Annotated in this window: 16 protein-coding genes, 1 tRNA gene and 3 pseudogenes; 8 read left to right on the forward strand and 12 right to left on the reverse strand. The window is 59.7% G+C overall.

The annotated features are described in order from the left end of the window. Nucleotide 1 precedes the first annotated feature (1 nt). Nucleotides 2-808: an MOSC domain-containing protein gene (locus ACEPAJ_RS14400; protein ID WP_425915594.1), complete on the reverse strand. Its 807-nt coding sequence runs from the start codon at nucleotides 806-808 to the stop codon at nucleotides 2-4. Between ACEPAJ_RS14400 and ACEPAJ_RS14405 the strand changes: the two are divergent. Together ACEPAJ_RS14405 and ACEPAJ_RS14410 are read left to right on the forward strand one after the other, a co-directional pair. After that, nucleotides 807-1,169, forward strand: a pseudogene (locus ACEPAJ_RS14405) (DUF1499 domain-containing protein); the annotation flags it as partial. The gene ACEPAJ_RS14400 and the pseudogene ACEPAJ_RS14405 overlap by 2 nt on opposite strands. Before the next feature lie 29 nt (nucleotides 1,170-1,198). Next, nucleotides 1,199-1,285, forward strand: coding sequence for a DUF1499 domain-containing protein (locus tag ACEPAJ_RS14410; protein WP_425918049.1), 87 nt, complete (start codon nucleotides 1,199-1,201; stop codon nucleotides 1,283-1,285). Nucleotides 1,286-1,310: 25 nt separating this feature from the next. Here ACEPAJ_RS14410 and ACEPAJ_RS14415 read toward each other — a convergent pair whose 3' ends face one another. Continuing rightward, nucleotides 1,311-2,246 (reverse strand): chemotaxis protein CheV, encoded by a 936-nt coding sequence (locus ACEPAJ_RS14415; protein WP_425915596.1) that lies wholly within the window; start codon nucleotides 2,244-2,246, stop codon nucleotides 1,311-1,313. A 140-nt stretch (nucleotides 2,247-2,386) separates the two neighbouring features. Continuing rightward, entirely contained in the window at nucleotides 2,387-3,283 is an 897-nt protein-coding gene (gene yegS / locus ACEPAJ_RS14420; protein WP_425915598.1) for a lipid kinase YegS, read from the reverse strand. Nucleotides 3,284-3,501: 218 nt separating this feature from the next. Between yegS and ACEPAJ_RS14425 the strand changes: the two genes are divergently transcribed. Continuing rightward, nucleotides 3,502-4,200 carry a pirin family protein gene (locus ACEPAJ_RS14425; RefSeq protein WP_425915600.1) on the forward strand — a complete coding sequence of 233 codons (699 nt, stop codon included), beginning with the start codon at nucleotides 3,502-3,504 and terminating at the stop codon, nucleotides 4,198-4,200. 50 nt (nucleotides 4,201-4,250) lie between these two features. Here ACEPAJ_RS14425 and ACEPAJ_RS14430 read toward each other — a convergent pair whose 3' ends face one another. The 3 genes from ACEPAJ_RS14430 to ACEPAJ_RS14440 all read right to left on the reverse strand — a co-directional run bounded on the left by ACEPAJ_RS14430 (nucleotide 4,251) and on the right by ACEPAJ_RS14440 (nucleotide 9,055). After that, nucleotides 4,251-5,810 carry an FGGY-family carbohydrate kinase gene (locus tag ACEPAJ_RS14430; protein WP_425915602.1) on the reverse strand — a complete coding sequence of 520 codons (1,560 nt, stop codon included), beginning with the start codon at nucleotides 5,808-5,810 and terminating at the stop codon, nucleotides 4,251-4,253. 63 nt (nucleotides 5,811-5,873) lie between these two features. Beyond that, entirely contained in the window at nucleotides 5,874-7,457 is a 1,584-nt protein-coding gene (locus ACEPAJ_RS14435) for an FAD-dependent oxidoreductase (protein WP_425915604.1), read from the reverse strand. Nucleotides 7,458-7,459: 2 nt separating this feature from the next. Continuing rightward, nucleotides 7,460-9,055, reverse strand: coding sequence for an FAD-binding oxidoreductase (locus tag ACEPAJ_RS14440; RefSeq protein ID WP_425915606.1), 1,596 nt, complete (start codon nucleotides 9,053-9,055; stop codon nucleotides 7,460-7,462). A gap of 120 nt (nucleotides 9,056-9,175) precedes the next feature. On the opposite strand from ACEPAJ_RS14440, the gene ACEPAJ_RS14445 reads away from it, so the two are divergent. Further along, on the forward strand, nucleotides 9,176-10,201 hold the full coding sequence (locus ACEPAJ_RS14445) for an AraC family transcriptional regulator (RefSeq protein ID WP_425915608.1): 1,026 nt from the start codon (nucleotides 9,176-9,178) through the stop codon (nucleotides 10,199-10,201). Nucleotides 10,202-10,206: 5 nt separating this feature from the next. Here ACEPAJ_RS14445 and glp read toward each other — a convergent pair whose 3' ends face one another. Together glp and moaB are read right to left on the reverse strand one after the other, a co-directional pair. Continuing rightward, entirely contained in the window at nucleotides 10,207-11,421 is a 1,215-nt protein-coding gene (glp, locus tag ACEPAJ_RS14450) for a gephyrin-like molybdotransferase Glp (protein ID WP_425915610.1), read from the reverse strand. Then, complete coding sequence (gene moaB, locus ACEPAJ_RS14455) at nucleotides 11,418-11,957, reverse strand: molybdenum cofactor biosynthesis protein B (RefSeq protein WP_274088643.1); 540 nt, start codon at nucleotides 11,955-11,957, stop codon at nucleotides 11,418-11,420. The genes glp and moaB overlap by 4 nt, the downstream gene beginning before the upstream one ends. Before the next feature lie 67 nt (nucleotides 11,958-12,024). Between moaB and mobA the strand changes: the two genes are divergently transcribed. From mobA to ACEPAJ_RS14470, 3 genes are all read left to right on the forward strand, one after another. Beyond that, on the forward strand, nucleotides 12,025-12,672 hold the full coding sequence (gene mobA / locus ACEPAJ_RS14460) for a molybdenum cofactor guanylyltransferase MobA (protein WP_425915612.1): 648 nt from the start codon (nucleotides 12,025-12,027) through the stop codon (nucleotides 12,670-12,672). A gap of 10 nt (nucleotides 12,673-12,682) precedes the next feature. Then, a complete protein-coding gene (locus ACEPAJ_RS14465; protein ID WP_322948949.1) occupies nucleotides 12,683-12,904 on the forward strand; it encodes a YgdI/YgdR family lipoprotein in 222 nt (73 codons plus the stop codon). A 141-nt stretch (nucleotides 12,905-13,045) separates the two neighbouring features. Then, nucleotides 13,046-13,122 (forward strand) — tRNA-Pro (locus tag ACEPAJ_RS14470). Between the two features lie 90 nt (nucleotides 13,123-13,212). Here the strand turns inward: ACEPAJ_RS14470 and ACEPAJ_RS14475 are convergent. The 3 genes and pseudogenes from ACEPAJ_RS14475 to ACEPAJ_RS14485 form a co-directional block, all read right to left on the reverse strand. Next, a complete protein-coding gene (locus ACEPAJ_RS14475; RefSeq protein WP_425915615.1) occupies nucleotides 13,213-14,094 on the reverse strand; it encodes a chemotaxis protein CheV in 882 nt (293 codons plus the stop codon). A 49-nt stretch (nucleotides 14,095-14,143) separates the two neighbouring features. Further along, a pseudogene (locus ACEPAJ_RS14480) lies at nucleotides 14,144-14,385 on the reverse strand (glutaredoxin family protein). Nucleotides 14,386-14,432: 47 nt separating this feature from the next. Next, nucleotides 14,433-15,586: pseudogene (locus ACEPAJ_RS14485) on the reverse strand (DUF5610 domain-containing protein). A gap of 257 nt (nucleotides 15,587-15,843) precedes the next feature. Between ACEPAJ_RS14485 and ACEPAJ_RS14490 the strand changes: the two are divergent. Next, nucleotides 15,844-17,097, forward strand: coding sequence for an OprD family porin (locus ACEPAJ_RS14490; protein WP_425915617.1), 1,254 nt, complete (start codon nucleotides 15,844-15,846; stop codon nucleotides 17,095-17,097). Between the two features lie 70 nt (nucleotides 17,098-17,167). Here ACEPAJ_RS14490 and ACEPAJ_RS14495 read toward each other — a convergent pair whose 3' ends face one another. Further along, nucleotides 17,168-18,376 (reverse strand): ammonium transporter, encoded by a 1,209-nt coding sequence (locus ACEPAJ_RS14495; RefSeq protein ID WP_425918051.1) that lies wholly within the window; start codon nucleotides 18,374-18,376, stop codon nucleotides 17,168-17,170. Between the last annotated feature and the right edge of the window lie 218 nt (nucleotides 18,377-18,594).

An 18,594-nucleotide genomic window follows, 5' to 3' on the forward strand; every position in this document is an offset into this window, starting at 1 on the left:
CCTACTCCAACACCTGAACCGGCATATCCAACTGCAAATAGCCCTCGCCGCAGGCGATCAGGTTCTGCCCGAAAAACACCTCATCATTGCGCTCACGGTAGGTTTTCAGCGTGGTCAGCGGCTCACGGTCTGCGCTGCGCTCGCCGGTTTGTGGGTCGAGGGTGGTCATGATGCAGCGTGAACAGCCCTTGACCACGCGAAAATCCAGCTCGCCAATACGAATCCGCTTCCAGCTGTCCTCGGCATAAGCCGCGCTGCCACTGACTACAAGGTTGGGACGAAAACGCAGCATCGGTAACGGCCGGCCAACCCTCGCCGACAGGTCATCCAGCGACGCTTGGCCGATCAGCAGCAGAGGAAAGCCATCGGCAAACGCCACCTTGTCACCCGCCTCGGCATAAGCCGTATCAACCTGCCGCGCACGCGGCTCTGACACTTGCACCAGCCGGCAGGCACGCCCCAACCACTGGCTCAGCCACTGTGCAGCCGCATCACCAGCATCTGGCACCTGCAGGCTGTCACGCCAAATCGTCACCGCGCGCAGCGGCGCCTGCTCGTCCGGCACCGCCACCTGTAGATCGCTCATACCTGGCGCACTCAGCTGCAGCTGCGTGCTACCCAGCCAACGCGCCTGAAGCTGCGTCATCTGCGCCAGCAAACGCTGGGTAAGAAAGCGCCCCGTTTGCGTATCGACTACCATCCAGCGTCGGTCACCCTGCACGCCCAAGGTGTCCAGCACCGTTTCGCGCAGGGCTTCGCCCATCGCTGATTTCAGTGGATAGCGGTACAACCCGGAGAGATGCAACATGAACCCAACTTCCTTTTGGCAAAATGCACTTATACGAGTAAGCCGCCGCACCTACAAGCCTGCGCTAGTGCTGTCATTTGCCACGTTGCTAAGCGCCTGCAGCGGCAGTCCGCCGGACAACTTGGGCATCCACAATGGTCGCTTGGCCGCCTGCCCAGACTCACCGAACTGCGTAAACAGCCAGGCCAGCGATGCCCAACACGCCATCAAACCACTGCCCCTGCAAGGCTCACCTGAGCAAACCCAGGCACGCCTCAAAGCCCTGATCAGCAATGAGCCGCGCGCGCTTCTGGTGGATGAAGCACCTGGGTATTTACGCGCGGAGTTCAGCAGCAAGCTGATGCGTTTTGTCGATGATGTGGAGTTTATGATCGGCGCGACGCGGTGGATGTGCGCTCGGCGTCGCGCCTGGGCTATGCAGACTTTGACGTCAACCGCGAGCGCATCGAGCAACTGCGCCAGCGCCTGAGCGAATAGCCCCGGTCTGACGCAAACACACGGCCTAATTAGCCGAGTGCAGAAGCGCCAAGCGGTCGCACACCACATCCACCAACTTGTCCGGCTGGAATTTAGACAGGAAGTTGTCGCAGCCCACCTTCTTCACCATGGCCTCATTGAAGCTGCCGGACAACGAGGTGTGCAACGCCACGTACAAATTCTTCAGGCGCGGGTCGTTGCGGATTTCCGTGGTCAGGCGGTAACCATCCATCTCCGGCATTTCCGCATCGGTAATCACCATCAGTAGCTTTTCGTGCACATCAATGCCCTCATCCGCCCAACTCTTCAGCAGGTTCAAGGCGCGCAGGCCATCGCTGGCGCAATGGCAGCGGATATCCAGCTGCGCCATGGTGCCCTTGAGCTGACTTATGGCAACGGTGGAGTCGTCCACCAGCAGCACTTCGCGCCCCTTAGCGTGTTCCAGCAGCGGGTCGGCGAGTTTTTCCGGGGAGACCTTGGCGCTCATCGGGGTGATTTCCGCCAGCACCTTCTCCACGTCGATGACCTCGACAATCTGATCTTCGACCTTGGTGATGGCTGTCAGGTAATGCTGACGACCGGCCCCGCCCGGCGGCGGCAGAATGGACTCCCAGTTGAGGTTCAGGATGCGCTCGACCCCACCGACCAGAAACGCCTGCACCGAGCGGTTGTACTCGGTGACGATAATGGTGCTGCGCTCATCCGGCACGATGGGACGCATGCCGATGGCCTGGGACAAATCGATCACCGGCAGGGTTTGCCCACGCAAGTTCACCACCCCGCAAACAAATCGATGACGCTGCGGCATCAGCGTCAGCTTGGGCATCTGCAGGACTTCCTGCACCTTGAACACGTTGATTGCAAACAGTTGCCGGCCAACCAGACGGAACATCAGAATTTCCAGGCGATTCTCGCCCACCAGCTGGGTACGTTGGTTCACTGAGTCGAGAATACCGGCCATCATGCGCTCCTGTTCACTGATCGAATTAGCCTAGTTCAAATGGCCATGCCCTAGTGTATCGGCTACAGGCCGCCCATCTAAAGGCCGATAACGAAGCGCCCCGTGCGACAAGAGCCTTACAAAGGCCCATCAGGGACAAGCTAAGCCTGCAATAGCGGCGAACCTGCTGGTAAATGCACGCGCAAAGCAGCCGGCAGGGCCACAAAGCGTAATTGACGACTTACCACCGGTTCCCCATCCAGATTGAGATCAAGGCCTTGCGGGGCCTCCACCTCGAGCCAAGGCAGCCGCGCACTGACGGCCACACTCTGTAAACCATTGATGCCGCCCGACAAGAGCGTGCCCAGGGTGCCGACCACATCATCTGCCGCCGGCACAATGCACACCTCCAGCAGGCCATCATTCACCCGCGCCTGCGGACACAACACATGCCCACCGCCGGCTTGCCGGCCATTGCCAATACCAAGGGCGAGAAATTCGCCTTGCCACTGAAAATCCGGCCCGGAAAAGCGACCAAACGCCGACTCCACCTCAGCAAAGCGGCTCAGCCCTGTCAGCAAGTAAGCGGCCCCACCCAGGACACGCTTAAGCTCTTCCGAGGTGTTGGCCGTGACACTGGAACCAAAACCACCCGTGGCCATATTGAGGAACACCTGACCGTCGACCTCACCCAGATCAATCGGCTGCGCCGGCTCATCCAGCAAGGCCAGCGCGGCCATGGGCGTCAGCGGTACACCGGCGGCATGAGCAAAATCATTGGCGGTGCCCAATGGCAGTAACACCAGACTGGCGTTGGTTTTAGCGTGCGCCATGGCTTCGGCCACATCACGCAGGGTGCCGTCACCACCACCGGCGATCAGCGTCGGGTAACCCGCCTGTAACGCTTCGCGCACCATGCGCTGCGCATCACCGGCCTCCCAGGTGACGCGCACATCCAGCTGCCAACCCTCTTGGCGGCGCACCTGCACGGCCGCCCTCACTTCGGCATTGAGCGCTTGCTTGCCATGCAGAATTAACAGCGCTTTACGTTCCTGCATCAGCGGCTTCCTTTTCACGCCCTAGACAAATACTCAGCACCGCCATTTGATACTGGATCCGCCAGGTTGTGGCAAACCGGAGATTACAAAAACATCAAAAATAACGATCATTAAGCTCAACAATTAAGCATTTTTAATCGTATTGATTTATTGGATCATCTATCCATTGCCCACGAACACCGCGGCTGAAAGCCGGTGTTTTCAATGAGGATATGCAGATGATCGAAGTACGCCCCTTCGCCGAACTCGGCGGTGCCCATCATGGCTGGCTGAATGCCCGTCATCACTTTTCCTTTGCCGAATACTATGACCCGGCGCGCATGAGCTGGGGACCACTGCGGGTCTGGAACGATGATGAAATCGCGCCGCACACCGGCTTTCCGACCCATCCGCACCGCGATATGGAAATCATCACCTATGTACGCCAAGGTGCCATCACCCACAAGGACAACCTGGGTAACCATGGTCGTACCGAAGCCGGTGATGTGCAGGTAATGAGCGCCGGCACCGGGATTGCCCACAGCGAATACAACCTGGAAGACACCACCACCAAGATCTTCCAGATCTGGATTCAGCCCAACCAGTCGGGCCTGCCGCCGTCCTGGGGCGCAAAGCCGTTCCCCAAAGGTGAGCGCGCCGGCACCTTCGTCACCCTGGCCAGCGGCTTTGCCGAAGACCAGGACGCCCTGTCGATCCGTACCAATGCACGGATGGTCGCCGCTACCCTGCAAGCCGGGCAGAGCACCGAGTACCCGATTGGCGCTGCGCGCAGGGCTTATCTGGTGGCCGCCAGCGGCAGCATCGAGGTCAACGGCGTCAGCGCCCAGGCCCGCGATGGCGTGGCGGTTAGCGATGTAGAAGTGATCCGGGTGACGGCTATCGAAGATAGCGAAATCATCCTGGTGGATGTGGCCTGACTGCAGTGATGGCTTAGCAGCGCAGCAAACCTGCGCGCCGCTAAGCCGCTTTACGCGGGATAACCGGTGATTTTACGGATAGTTTGGTAGAGCGGTTTGAGCTGCTTGTACATGCGCTGATAAACCTGCGTGTACAGCTGCTGATAGGTGCGCTGCGCTTCTGGATTGGGCGTAAACACCTGGCCGACCCGAGTCATGGCTTTGATCGCTGTCGGGTAATCGGGATGCAGCCCCAGACCCACCGCACAATTGATCGCCGCGCCCAGACCACTGGTTTCATACAAATGCGGACGCTCGGCAGGTAGGCCGAAGATATCGGCCGTCAGCTGCATCGCCGCATCGCTCTGCGAACCGCCACCTGAGACGCGCAGGCAGGTGATGCGGGTACCCGAACGCTTCTCGATCTTCTCCTTGCCCTGACGCAGGGCATACGCCAGCCCTTCCAGAATCGCCCGGTAGATATGCGCACGGGTGTGTACGTCGCCAAAACCGATGATTGAGCCTTTGGCCTCCAGCCCCGGCTCGCGGATGCCCGGCGACCAGTAGGGTTGCAGCATCAGGCCCATGGAACCGGCGGGCACGCTATTGACCAGCTCATCGAACAGCGCCTCAGGCTCAACGCCCAGCTCCTTAGCCCGCTGCATTTCACGCAGGCCAAATTCCTGCTTAAACCAGCTGACCATCCAGAAGCCGCGATAAATCATCACCTCGGTATTGAAGTGATCGGGAATCGCCGAGGGGTATGGCGGAATCAGCGGAATGGTTTCCAGGTACTGGCTGCGCGTGGTGTTGATGGTCGCCGTAGTGCCATAGGACAGACAGGCCGTGCTCGCCTCGACACCGCCGGCACCAAGCACCTCACAGGCCTTGTCGGCGCCAGCGGCAATCAGCGGCAGGCCTTCGGGAATCCCGGTATGGCGGCTGGCTGCCGCGTTGATATGGCCGAGCAACTCGCCAGGCTTGCACAGCTCCGGCAACTGCTCGCGGCGCACCGGCATGGCCTGCCATTTCCAGTCGCCGGGCTTGGCCCACTGCAAACGCTTGTAGTCGAACGGCAGGTAGGCCACACAGCTGGTCAGCGAATCGACAAACTTGCCGCACAGCCGGTGAGTAAGAAACCCCGAGAGCAGCAGCACCTTGTGGGTATTGGCCCAGATTTCCGGCTGGTTCTGCGCGATCCAGTTGACCTCGGCTTGGGCGCGAAAGTAATCCACCGTAGCCTGCAAACCCGCGAGTTTGAACAGCCAGCCCCAGGGTCCGGTGATCCGCCCTTCGACCTTGGCCTGGCGCTGATCGAGCCAGAGCATTGCCGGGCGCAGCGGCTGGCCCTGCGCGTCAACATTGATCAGGGTGCCGCGCTGGGTGGTCAGCGACACGCCCTTGATCAAGCTGCGGTCGATATCCACCTGCTGCCACAGCTGCGCACAGGCCTGGCCCAGGCTGGCCCAGTAATACTCGGGGTCCTGCTCGGCCCAACCAGGCTGCTTGGAGTAATAGGCCTCAAGCTCCACCTTGCCCTTGGCGAGCAGGTTGCCCTGAAGATCGAACAACAGCGCCCGGATACTTTGGGTGCCATTGTCGATGGCCAGTAGGTAGTTTTTATCGCTCAAGGCACAACCCTTTCTGTAAATACACGCAGTAGCCCGGATTGCATCCGGGCTACTGGCTGTTAATCAGTCGTCTATGGGCAAGCTGTAGCAGCGCTGCCAGAGCGCCAGATAATCCGTTTCTTCCTGCTGCCAGCGCGCGTCATCCCAGTCCAACCGCGCCTGGCACAACGCACGGATACGCGGCAGTTCGGCGGCAGCCCCCTGGGCCAACAGCAGGCCCAAACGGGTACGGCGCAGCAGCAGATCATCCAGATGCAGCACCAACTCCTGCTCGGCGGCCCAAGCCAGTTCGGCCCATAAGGTGTCCGTACCGACTACCTGCTCAACACCTAGCTCGTCGATCAGCGCCAGCAATTGCGGCAGCGCCCGACCATAACGACCGATTAGGCGCTTCTGCTGAGCCGGGCTTAGCGTAGGCATCGGCAGGCTGGACAGCGCTGCAAAGGTCGCCGCGCCATGGTCGTCGACCGTGCGGCCAACCATCGGCGCGCAAGCCTGCAGCACCTCCAGTGCCAGCAGGCGGAAGGTGGTCAGCTTGCCGCCAGCCAGGGTCACGCAGCCGGGTTCAACCCAGAGCGCGTGTTCGCGCTTTTCATCCGAGGGTTTGCGTCCCGGCTCACCATCGCTGACCACCGGGCGCACGCCGGCCCAGGTCGACAGCACATCGGCCGCACCTATCCCGGCTGCGGGAAACTGCTGAGCGCAGGCATCGAGCAGATAAGTGACTTCGTCCGGGCTGATCCGTGCTTCTTCAGCCAGGGGGGCCGGGTGATCCAGATCAGTGGTGCCAATCACCGTTGCGCCTTCCCAAGGGAAGACAAATACCGGGCGCTTATCAGACGCGTGCATGAAGCTAAAGGCATGCGCCACCGGTAAGCGCCAGGCCGGCAGCAGCAGGTGGCTGCCGCGCAGTGGGCGGATATGTTCCAGACCCGTTTTACTGCGTAGTTGATCGGCCCAAGCCCCGGTGGCCTGCGCCACAGCACGGGTCTTAAAGCTGTAGCGCAAGCCTGTTTCGCTGTCTTCGGCGATCAGGCCGGTGACCCGCCCATTCTCACGCTGCAGTTCAACCACACGCATGCCGTTGAGCGCTTCCGCCCCTTCGGCACGGGCCTCACCAAGCACACGCTGCACCAAGCGTGCATCGTCGGTCACGGCATCGAAAAATCGTGTGCCGCCAAGCAAGTCGCCTTCCTTGATGCCAGGTGCCAGGTAGCGCAGCTGCTGCAGCGGGTAATACAGGTGGTTGCGCTTGCCAGCCAGAGCATCATACACCGCCAGCAGGCAGCCAAATACTTTGGGCCCAGGAAAGCCGCCCTGGTAATGCGCCATGATAAAACTCAAGGGATCGACCAGACCCGGCGCTTCTTGCAGCAAACGCTGGCGCTCACGCACCGAGTCACGGGTCAGGCCAAACTGGCCCTTGGCGATATAACGCAGGCCGCCATGCACCATCTTCGACGAGCGACTAGAGGTGCCCCAGGCGAAATCGCGCTGTTCCAGCAGCAGGCATTTCCAGCCACGCCGCGCGGCTTCACGCAGGATCCCGGCGCCGCTGATGCCGCCACCGACCACGATCAGGTCCCAGTCGCGAGCAGCCAGCTCAGGCAGTGCCTGTTCACGCCAGGCGGCGTTCCACTGAGTCATCATCAATCCTGAATCAGCACGCCAGGAGCCAGGCGCTGTTCAGGGTCGAAGTGCACGGCCAGACTCTTGAGCGCGGCCATGCCCAACTCGCCCTTCTCCACCGGCAGGTACGGCGCGTGATCACGACCCACACCGTGCTGATGGCTGATGGTGCCGCGGTTCTCGGCGATGGTCAGGCAAGCGGCATGCTTGAGCTTTTGCCAGCGCGCCATGGCCTCGGCGTAGTCACTGCCAGGGCGGAACACGTAAGTCGTGTAGATACTCGAGCCTTGGTTGTAGACGTGGGACAGGTGAGTAAACACATGCACCTGTTCGCCCTCTTCGCTCAAGCCGTTGCGCAAGCTGGCCTCAACCTTGTTCAGCAGGTTATCGACATTGCTCCAGTCGGTGGCGGTTTCCAGGGTGTCCACCGCGTAACCGGCGGCCCACAGGCCATGGCGCAGGTAGGGGAAACGGAAGCGATTTTCTGCCCACTTCTTGCCCAGCAGAGTGCCGGTAAAGATGCCACCGAAACCCTTCAGCAGTTTCTTCGCCTGTTTCAGCGAAGCGGCATTCTGCGTGCGGCTGCCGGTCACGCCGAAGGTCAGCATGCACTTGCCATCCCTTGCGCCGCGCAGGGCCAGGTACTTCTCCAGCCAGGCGATCTGTTGCGGATGACCGGCCAGGGCCAGCTGGGTTTTGGTCTCGATGGCGTTGGACAGGCGCAGCATCGACAGCGGCACCCGAGCCTGAGCCAGGCTGCGAATGGCGCTCAGTGCCAGCTGCCAGTTGGGCAAAAATACCGCATAGAAATTCTCCTGCTCGGCCAGGCGGGTGATGCGCACCTTGACCTCAGAAATGATGCCGAAGCGCCCTTCCGAGCCCATCAGCACTTCCCGCAGGTCAGGCCCGGCCGCAGATGCCGGAAAGGTTGGTATTTCTAGGGTGCCGGCGAAAGTCTCGACCTTACCGCCGGCAAACAATTGCTCGATACGCCCATAACGCAATGACTGCTGACCACTGGAACGACTGGCGACCCAGCCGCCGAGGGTCGACAGCTCCCAGGACTGCGGAAAATGGCCAAGGGTGTAGCCCTGGGCGCGCAACTGGCTTTCCACTTGCGGGCCATTGGCGCCGGGGCCGAAGGTAGCGATCAGGCTGTCGTGATCAATTTCGATCAGTTTGCCCATGCGCTCAAGCGACAGGGTCAGCACCGGTTTGCTGCCAGCTTGAGGATTGATATGCCCAGCCACCGAGGTGCCGCCACCGTAGGGAATCACGATCAGGTCCTGCTGGCTGGCCCAAGCCAGCAACTCACGAATCTGTGCGGCGCTCTCTGGATAGGCCACGCCATCGGGGAACACGCCAAAATCACCCGAACGCATCGCCAGCCAATCCGGCAGGCTCTGGCCGCGGGCATGGCGCACACGGTCTTCGGCATTCAGACAGATCAGCGGGTGAGCCTGTAGACGCGAAGTCGGTACCTGGGCCAACACCTGCTCCAGGCTGGCATCGGCAAGCAACTGGCCAGGGCCGACCAGTTCAGCAAGAAAAGCCTCACCATGGCTCGGCAGCTCCACCACTGTTGCTTCATCACCCCAGCCGTTCCAACGTCGCATCTGTGTCTCCCGGATATTTCAGTCACCCTCTATGGCTGCCTATACTAGCCGGCCGCTCAAGCGCGTCACTGTCGAATCAAGCCAGGCGCTATCGCCAATCAAGACATTCAGAATAAGAAGATGACCGACAATCTCGGCTACACCTCAGTCCCCGCCTTACTCAAATACCTGCGCCATGCCGAACACCTGGAGCTGGATGTCGATCAGGCGCTCGCAGCAGCCGGCATCAAAGCCGAAAACCTGGCCGATAACGGCAAACGTATCCCCAGCGAAACCCATGAGCGCTTGCTCGCACACCTGCTCACGGCCTCGAACGACCCGTTGTTTGGTCTACATTGCGCGCGCTTTGTGCAGCCAGGCTCCTGGAGCGTATTGGGTTACATCACCATGAATTGCGCGACCCTCGGTGAGGCCATGGGTCGCATCGTGCCCTATGAAAAACTGGTGGGCGATATGGGCGTCAGCCGGGTCGAGCCCGCTAGCGACCACGTCAAGCTGATCTGGGCCTGTCGTCATCAAGCCGAACCGATTCGCCGCCACCTGGTAGAGAACGTCCTGGCGTCATGGCTGCTGTATGCACGCTGGATCTCCGAATCGGACAGTTCGCCGCGTGAGGTGTGGTTCGAGCATGCCCTGCCTGAGGGTGTCGACATTACCGAATACCAAACGATCTTCGGCTGTCCGATCCGCTTCGAGCAAAGCTGCAACGCGTTGATCGTGCCACTGGAGTACTTAGCGGTGCCGCTGCGCCAGGCCGACGCCAACCTGCTGCGTACCCTGGAAGAACATGCACTGACGTTGATGGCCGGGCTGGACGGCAACGAACCGCTGCCGCAGCGGGTGAAAAACGCGCTCAGGTTGCTGCTCAAAGATGGTCTGCCGCGCAAGGAACGGGTGGCCGAGAAATTCAATATGACGGTGCGCACTCTGCAGCGTCATTTGCAACTGGCCGGCACCAGTTACCAGCAGATTCTCGATGAGTTGCGCCAGGAACTGGCCGAACACTACCTGCTGCGCAGCGAGCTGGCGATTCAGGATATCGCCAGCTACCTGGGTTTTACTGAATCGCGCTCGTTCCACCGCAGCTTCAAAGGCTGGACCGGGCAGACCCCAGGCGAATTTCGCGAGAGCCAGCGCAAAGCCTAACGGCGCTAGCCGAGAATCTCGCTAAGCGGAATAAACCGCAGGCTATCGCCCTCGCCCAAGGTGGTGTTCTCCAGCACTTCAGCAAACCCCTCAGCCCAGGCGGCGCTGCGCAGCACCCCGGAACTCTGGTTCGGGTAAGGCACCACCCGGCCATTTTCCAGTCGCGCACGCAAGTATTCGCGGCGCTTGCCTGGCTTGCCCCAGGTAAAGCCGGCCGGCATCGGAAAGCCAAGCGGCTCGACCCGCTGCATACCCAAGCGGCGCAACAGATAAGGCCGTGCGAGCAAACCAAAGGTCACCAAAGTCGACGCCGGATTGCCCGGCAGACCAATCACCGGCACACCCCGGAACTGCCCGCAGGTCAGCGGTTTGCCCGGTTTGATCGCCAGTTTCCACAGCGCCAGCTCACCCTCTTCACGCAGCGCCATACCGAGAAAATCCGCCTCGCCCACCGACACGCCGCCGGTAGAGAGAATCAGGTCGACATCACTCAGCGCACCCAGCGCCGCACGGGTCAACTCCAGGTCATCGAGCAGAATGCCGCCGTCCACCACCTCGCAGCCCAGACGCTGCAGCCAGGCGATCAGTAAACGTCGATTGCTGTTGTAGATCTGCCCAGGGCCGAGCGGCTGACCCGGCTCGACCAGCTCATCACCGGTAGACAACACAGCCACACGCGGCCGCCGGCGCACGGTCAATTCGGCGCAGCCTAGCGACGCCGCAAGCCCCAGCTCGATAGGCCCCAGGCGAGTCCCTGCCGGCAGCACACAATCGCCGATACGTGTTTCCTGACCCTGGGCGCGCACGTTCTGCCCGAGCTTCAGCGGCGCGCTAAAGGCAACGCGACCATCCTCGCCGGGCACGGCGTTTTCCTGCATCTCCACGGTATCGGCGCCGGCTGGTAGAGGCGCCCCGGTAAAGATTCGTGCGCAGGTTCCCGGCTGCAAAGGCGCAGGTGCGCTACCGGCCTGGATACGTTGGCTGACGACCAGGGGCTCGCCATTCAAGTCGGCCAGGCGCAGGGCGTAACCGTCCATGGCGCTGTTGTCCCAAGGCGGCAGATCCAGCTCAGCCAGCAGTGGCTCGGCCAATACCCGACCAGCAGCATCGCTCAGATTGACCTGTTCAGTTTCAACAATCGCACTGGCCTCAGCCTGCGCCAGCAAACGCGCCAGCGCCGCTTCGACGGGCATCAGGCCCGGCTTGTCACAGCCGCTCATCCACGGCTCTCGCAAGCGGCCACCGACTTGAGATGCGGGACGAAATTGCATGGGCGGTGACGGTTATCCAGCTGCTCGCCGAGGATGCCGTCCCAGGCAGTACGGCAGGCGTTGGTCGAGCCCGGCAGACAGCACACCAACGTGCCGTTGGCCAGACCAGCAAGAGCGCGGGACTGAATGGTCGACGTACCAATATCAGGCACAGAAATTTGCCGAAACAGCTCACCAAATCCATCGACCTGTTTGTCCAGCAAACAGCTCACGGCCTCCGGGGTGCTGTCGCGGCCGGTGAAGCCGGTGCCGCCGGTAATCAGCACCACCTGCACCTGATCTTCAGCAATCCAGGTCGCCACTTGTGCGCGAATTTTGTACAGATCGTCCTTGAGCAGAACCCGTGCGGCGAGCTGGTGGCCGGCAGCCTGCAGGCGGTCAACAAACAGCTGGCCGGAGGTGTCGGTGTCCAGGCTGCGGGTGTCACTGACGGTCAACACAGCGATATTCAAGGGCACGAAATGTGCCTCGGCCTTGTGGTTCATGGCAGGCTTCCAGTTATGGGCAATAATGCTCGCCGTTATATCACAGGCCCGTTTCCGGAGACGTCATATGCCCACCGCTAACACCCTACCTGCCTGCTCTGTGCTGCTGCTCTCGGGCGGGCGCGGGCAACGTATGGGCGGCCAGGACAAGGGGCTGCTCGACTGGCAAGGCCGGCCGCTGATTGCCTGGCTGCACGAACTGGTTCGCCCCCTGACCGACGATCTGATCATTTCCTGCAATCGCAACAGCGAGCAATACGCACATTTCGCAGATCGCCTGGTGGCCGATGATCAGGCTGACTTCCAGGGTCCCCTGGCGGGCATCAGAGCCGGCCTGCGCGTAGCCTTGCATCCGCACCTGCTGATCCTGCCGTGCGATGCCCCGCAACTCGACAGGCCGCTGCTGGTTAAGCTCTTGCGCCAGGCTGGCGAGCGCGCCGTGGTGATCCGCCAGGGTGATTTTCTTGAGCCGCTATTCAGCGTCATTCCCACCGCGCTTCACCCTAGCCTGGAGTTGGCCTGGCAAGCCGGTGAGCGCAGCCCGCAGCGCTGGCTGCGCAGCCTTGATCCCCTGACCTTAGAACTCCCGCAGGGCGACCCGCGTCTGGCCAACTTCAATACGCCAGAATTACTCAGCGTGGCGCGCTCTTACCGGAAGAAGGGAACTTGCCTGGCGAAGTCTCGTCACAAGCTGGGTAAAACATCTATCAATTAAGGAGATCTCCATGACCCAGCGGATTATTCCAGCAATGCTGCTTACCTTGGGCCTGGTCGCGCTGACAGGCTGCGCATCCCCCACCGTGATTACCCTCAACGATGGCCGTGAAATCCAGACCATCGATGAGCCGAGTTTTGACGAGGATTCGGGCTTCTATGAGTTCGAACAACTCGACGGCAAACGCGCCAAGGTCAACAAGGACCAAGTGCGCACCGTCAAAGAGCTGTAAGTTAATACCCCAGGCGTCGTCAGAAATTTATTACCCGACGCCTGGATTGTTTCAGGCGCAGCTAAAGAGCGCTGAACGATAGAAAAAATTAAAACCTAAGCCCTTGTGCGGTAGAACTTTTTCAGTAAAATCTTGCCCAATCGGAGTGTAGCGCAGCTTGGTAGCGCGTCTCGTTCGGGACGAGAAGGTCGCAGGTTCGAATCCTGTCTCTCCGACCAAATTCTGGTTTTACTGCCCTGATCAGCGCAGATAAAACCCATAAAAAAGCCCGCTCAATGCGGGCTTTTTTATGGGTATCGAAAAGCCTATTACAGGCTATCGAACGCGCGCACCAAGGCCTTACTCAGATCGACGATGGAGAACTTGGTCAGCACGTCATTGGCACCGACTGCCTTGGCTTTTTCAGTGTTCATTGTGCTGTCGAGCGAGGTGTGCAGCAGCACATAGATCTGCCCGATATCTGGTTTTTTACGCAGGGTACGAACCAGGTCGTAGCCGTCCATTTCTGGCATTTCGATATCTGAAACCAACACCTCGATGGGCTCCCCAGCATCAAACTGCTTCTGCAGCAGTTCAAGCGCGTCGGCAGCGCTGCGGACCATCTGGCAATCCAGCTCCAGTTTGCGCAGGGTAATCATGGTCTGGTGCAACGCGACGTGGGAGTCATCCACGACTAGCACGCGACGGCCCTTGAGCAGTGCGCGCTCACGCTCTGACAACAGTTGCTCGTCCAACTCCTCGACAATCATCGGTGCAAGCTCATGCAGCACTTTTTCGATATCTAGAATCTGCACAATCTTGCCGTCGATCTGCGTCACCCCAGTGATAAACGCCTTGCTGCCGGAACCTGCCGGCGGTGGACGCACATCGCGGGTGGAACACTGAACAATGCGTTCCACGCTCTGCACATGCAGGCCCTGCCGTGAACGGCTGAGTTCAGTAACGATCAGACAACCGTCATTGCTCCCAGGAACCCCTTGCTCGCCGATGGCCTTGGCCAGGTCGATTACCGTCAACGCAGACCCGCGCAGGGTGGTGACACCACGCACATGCGGGTGGCGGCTGGGCAACTTGGTCAGCGCGGGGCATGGAATAATTTCCTGAACCTTGAGCAGGTTGATCCCCAGCAAACGGCCGCTGTGCAATCGGAACAGCAGCAGCGACAAGGCGTCGCCATGCACCATGCTCATCAATATTTTTCCTTGAATAAATCAGTGACCAGCACGCAGCGCACATATATCAGGCGCTGCGTAGAAATTCGACAATGTGTTCAGCTTCGAATGGCCAGTTCAACTCGGCCCGGTATCGCAGCGACGTAACACCGGGATACGCAGCGCGTAATCCTCGACCAAGTATTCATGCTCAGTAATATCGACCAACTCGACCAACAGACCATGCTCGACAAATGGCATCAATAAGGCTTCCGCCACCTCACAAAGGTGGCAGCCGAGCGTTCCAAACAGTTGGCATTCCGGGAGCATCTACGCACCTCCGACGACTGGACGTGCAGTTTAGCACTGCGCATGACTCAGACGTCGGTGCCCTTGGCGCTGTCCAGGCCCAGGATACCTAGGTTTTGCAAACCATCGAGCAAGCGACTATTGAGCTGCGCGGCCTTGTCCAGCCGACCGCTGTCAAAACGCTCGTCCAGCGAGAAACCGCCTTTAAGCAGATCCAGCAGGCTGCTCTTACCGGCGCCCTCTTCAACCACCTGATTGACGTTACGCAGCGCTTCGAGCAGGCCCTGGGCGTAGTCGATTAGCGAATTGTTAACTGCGCTGGCGGCCTGCCCTGCGTCTTGCGCGACGGCACTGTAGGCATCGGTCGCTTGGCGTACGGTGGTTTGCGTCAGACGCAGAGACATCGACGCCAACTGCTCACCGTCCATCTCCAGCGCCATGGCGCGATCGAAGGCACCGTTTAGATCACCGGAATAGAATTTGTTGGAGAGTTCCTGCACCTGACCGAAAAGTTTTTCCAGTGCGGCACGCTCCTGATCATCCAGCTCGCCTTCAACACTGACCTGCCAGCCACCAATCTGCAGGCTGCCCGATTGACTGCTGGCGACCATAGAGCTGCCATTGCCATTACTGCTCGCGACAACGCCACTTTGCGACCAGTTGGCCGATGCCTGGGCGATGGAAATACGCAGGCGGTCACCATCACGGGTAGTCACCGACATCTCGAAGGTTTCTGCCTGGGCGGCAAAGCGCTCGCTGTAGGCCGCAATGCTGCTTGAGCCCTCAACTAATGCCGCATCGGGGCTAAAACGCTTGCTCAGGTCACTGAACCCGTCCTGAATCTTTTGGTAAGTGTCGTCAATATCGCTCGCCACCTTGCCTTGCAGCACACCCATGCCGTCGAGAATCTTGCGCGCTTCGCCAAAGCCTTTCTCAACCCCTCACGGGCTTGGTCGAGAAGCTTTTGCAGTTTGCCGGTATCAGCGCCGGCCGCTTGCTCGCTTTGCAAGCGCTGCTCGATAAACCCAAGAATGCGCCCGGCGACTTTTTCCGGGCTGTAGTCATTGGCCTTGCCGGCCAGAGCACCTGGCTCAAGGCCGAGACGTTCGGCCAGACGATTGGCCAGCGTTGCCTGCGCGTCAGCAGCATTACGCACAACCGGCTGAGCAGTGACGGAAGACGGGCGCGTGGCGGAAGATAAGTTTGCAGCCAGAGGGTTCATGGCAAAGTACCTAGGCGGTGTATTAATAGGTTGGCGGCCAAACACGATGAAACTTTAACCTGACCCTGGGCAATCCGATCAACGGCGCCATGCTCGTGCTAGAGCGCCTGCAACGACCGCACACTGCTCCGCAGCCCTATTCAATGACGCATAACCGACCAAAGTCTAAAAGCTAAGGACAGACGTCCATGTTTTATTGCGTCTCGCTGGAATAGATCGGGCACACGCCGACCCGCATACACGAGGAGCTAATAATAATGAGCACAACCCCCCTCGCCCGCGCTGTGGCACTCGCCACACTGGGCTCCTGCCTCACCTTGCCATCGCTGGCTCAGGCAGAATTTATCAAGGACAGCAAAGCGAGCCTCGAGCTGCGCAACTTTTATTTGAACCGCGACTTGCGCAACAGTACTGCGGCGCAGCAATCCAAGCGCGAAGAATGGGCTCAAGGTTTTCTCTTCAAGGCTGAGTCCGGTTTCACCGAAGGTACAGTAGGTTTTGGCTTGGATGCCTATGCAGGGCTAGGGCTGAAGCTCGACTCATCTGATGAGCGCGCCGGCACCAACCTGCTGCCGAACGGCTTTGGTAATGAGGGGCCGGGGGAATACTCCGAAGCCACTGCAGCGGCTAAAGTTCGCATTTCTAAAACTGTAGGTAAGGTCGGCGGACTGATGCCTAAATTGCCTATCGTATCTTCCGGTGACTCACGCCTGCTTCCTCAAGTATTCACTGGCGGGATGGTCACTTCCCAGGAAATTGACGGACTGACACTCAACGGCGGGCAATTGCGCGAGGTGAACTTCCGCAACTCCACCGACAGCCAAGACATTACGGCCAGCAACGTTGGCGGTAAGAGTGACCGCTACAACTTCGCCGGTGGTGACTACAAGTTCAATGCTGGCAACACCACTGTTGGCCTGTGGTATGGCGAACTAGAGGATATTTACGACCAAAAAATGTACAACCTGATCCATATACAACCCATCGGTGACTGGAAGCTGGGCGCCAACCTGGCCTACTTCGATTCTCAGGACAATGGCAGCAAACTCGGCGGAAAACTGGATAACGACCTGACCTCGGTCAACCTGTGGGCCGGTACCGGCGCCCACACCTTCCGACTTGGCTACCAGAAGGTCGGCGGCGACAACGCCTTTCCATTCCTCACTGAAACCGACCCCTACATCGTCAACTACCTGCAAATTCTCGACTTCACCCGCAAAGATGAGAAATCCTGGCAGGCACGCTATGACGTCAACTTCGCCACCTATGGTGTACCTGGCTTGAGCGCTTTTGTGCGCTATGTCACCGGCGATGGGTTCGATGGATCCCTCGGTCGCGATGGCAAAGAGTGGGAACGTGATGTTGATGTCAGCTACACCATTCAGCAAGGCACGTTCAAAAACCTGGCCTTCCGCTGGCGCAACGCAATGGTACGCAGCAACGCAGCGGCAACCGGTGGTGATCTCGACGAGAACCGCCTGATCGTCAGCTACACCCTGCCACTGCTCTAAGCATCTCTTCTGCAGTTGTAATAAAACGGCCCGGGCATTTGCCCGGGCCTTTTGCATGAGTGCTTAGCCATTAATCCTGGCTGGTTGAGCCAATCTTATGCACCGAGAGGTCGGCACCGTAGTACTCCTGCTCCTGGCTCAGGCGAATACCTACGCTGAGCTTCAGAACACCATAGACCAGCAGCCCGCCAAGCAAGGCCACTGTCACGCCCAACCCGGTGCCGATAAGTTGGCTGGCTAAACTAACACCGCCCAAACCGCCCAGCGCCTGCTGGCCGAAGATGCCACAGGCAATACCGCCCCACACGCCGCACAGGCCATGCAGCGGCCAGACACCAAGCACATCGTCGATCTTCCATTTCACCTGGGTTGCGGTAAACGCCCAGACGAACAACGCACCGGCAATCGCCCCGGTAACCAAGGCGCCTACCGGGTGCATCAAGTCAGAGCCGGCACACACCGCCACCAGCCCGGCCAATGGGCCGTTGTGCAGGAAGCCCGGGTCATTACGGCCGACAAACAACGCCGCTACGGTGCCGCCGACCATCGCCATCAATGTATTGACCGCCACCAGGCCGCTGACGCTGCCGAGGGTTTGCGCACTCATCACGTTGAAGCCAAACCAGCCGATGATCAGAATCCACGAGCCCAGCGCAAGAAACGGAATATTCGACGGTGCAAAGGCCACCAGACGCCCCTCACGGTAACGGCCATTGCGGCGCCCCAGCAGGATCACCGCCCCGAAGGCCAGCCACCCGCCCACGGCATGCACCACCACCGAACCAGCAAAGTCATGAAACGCTACGCCAAACCGCGCCTCCAGCCAGGCCTGCACACCATAGTTACCATTCCAGATCATGCCCTCGAAAAAAGGATAGATAAACGCCACGATCAACACCGTGGCACACAGCTGCGGGCCAAACTTGGCGCGTTCAGCGATACCACCGGAGATAATCGCCGGGATAGCCGCGGCAAAAGTCAGTAGAAAGAAGAACTTCACCAAGGCATAGCCGTTACCTTCAGTCAGCACACTGGCCGGCTCAAGGAAGGTCACGCCGTAGGCAATCCAATAACCGACGAAGAAATAGGCCAAGGCCGACACGGCAAAGTCAGAAATGATCTTCGACAAGGCGTTGACCTGGTTTTTCTGCCTGACCGTGCCCACCTCGAGAAAGGCAAAACCGGCGTGCATGGCCAGCACCATCACGGCGCCGAGCAGGATAAATAAGGTATTGGAGCCGTGAATCAGGGTTTCCACAGCACTGTTGATGTTTTCCATCTGCAAAGAAAACTCCGTCGCGGGAAAAGCACCAAAGCGGATCACTAGCCGACAAATGTGCACCAGATAGCAGCAATTGCCCCCTTCCACTTTGTCGACGCCGGGTTGGTACAGCACCAAGCGAGTGCTGTACCAACCCGACTTCAAAGTACTTATTCCATAGTTATTAGTAAGTTATAGATGCACCACGGCGTCCCAGCCAACCCCCTTGCAGCCCT

This window comes from Pseudomonas sp. GWSMS-1, assembly GCF_049847425.1.
In the GTDB taxonomy this organism is placed as follows: Bacteria; Pseudomonadota; Gammaproteobacteria; order Pseudomonadales; family Pseudomonadaceae; genus Aquipseudomonas.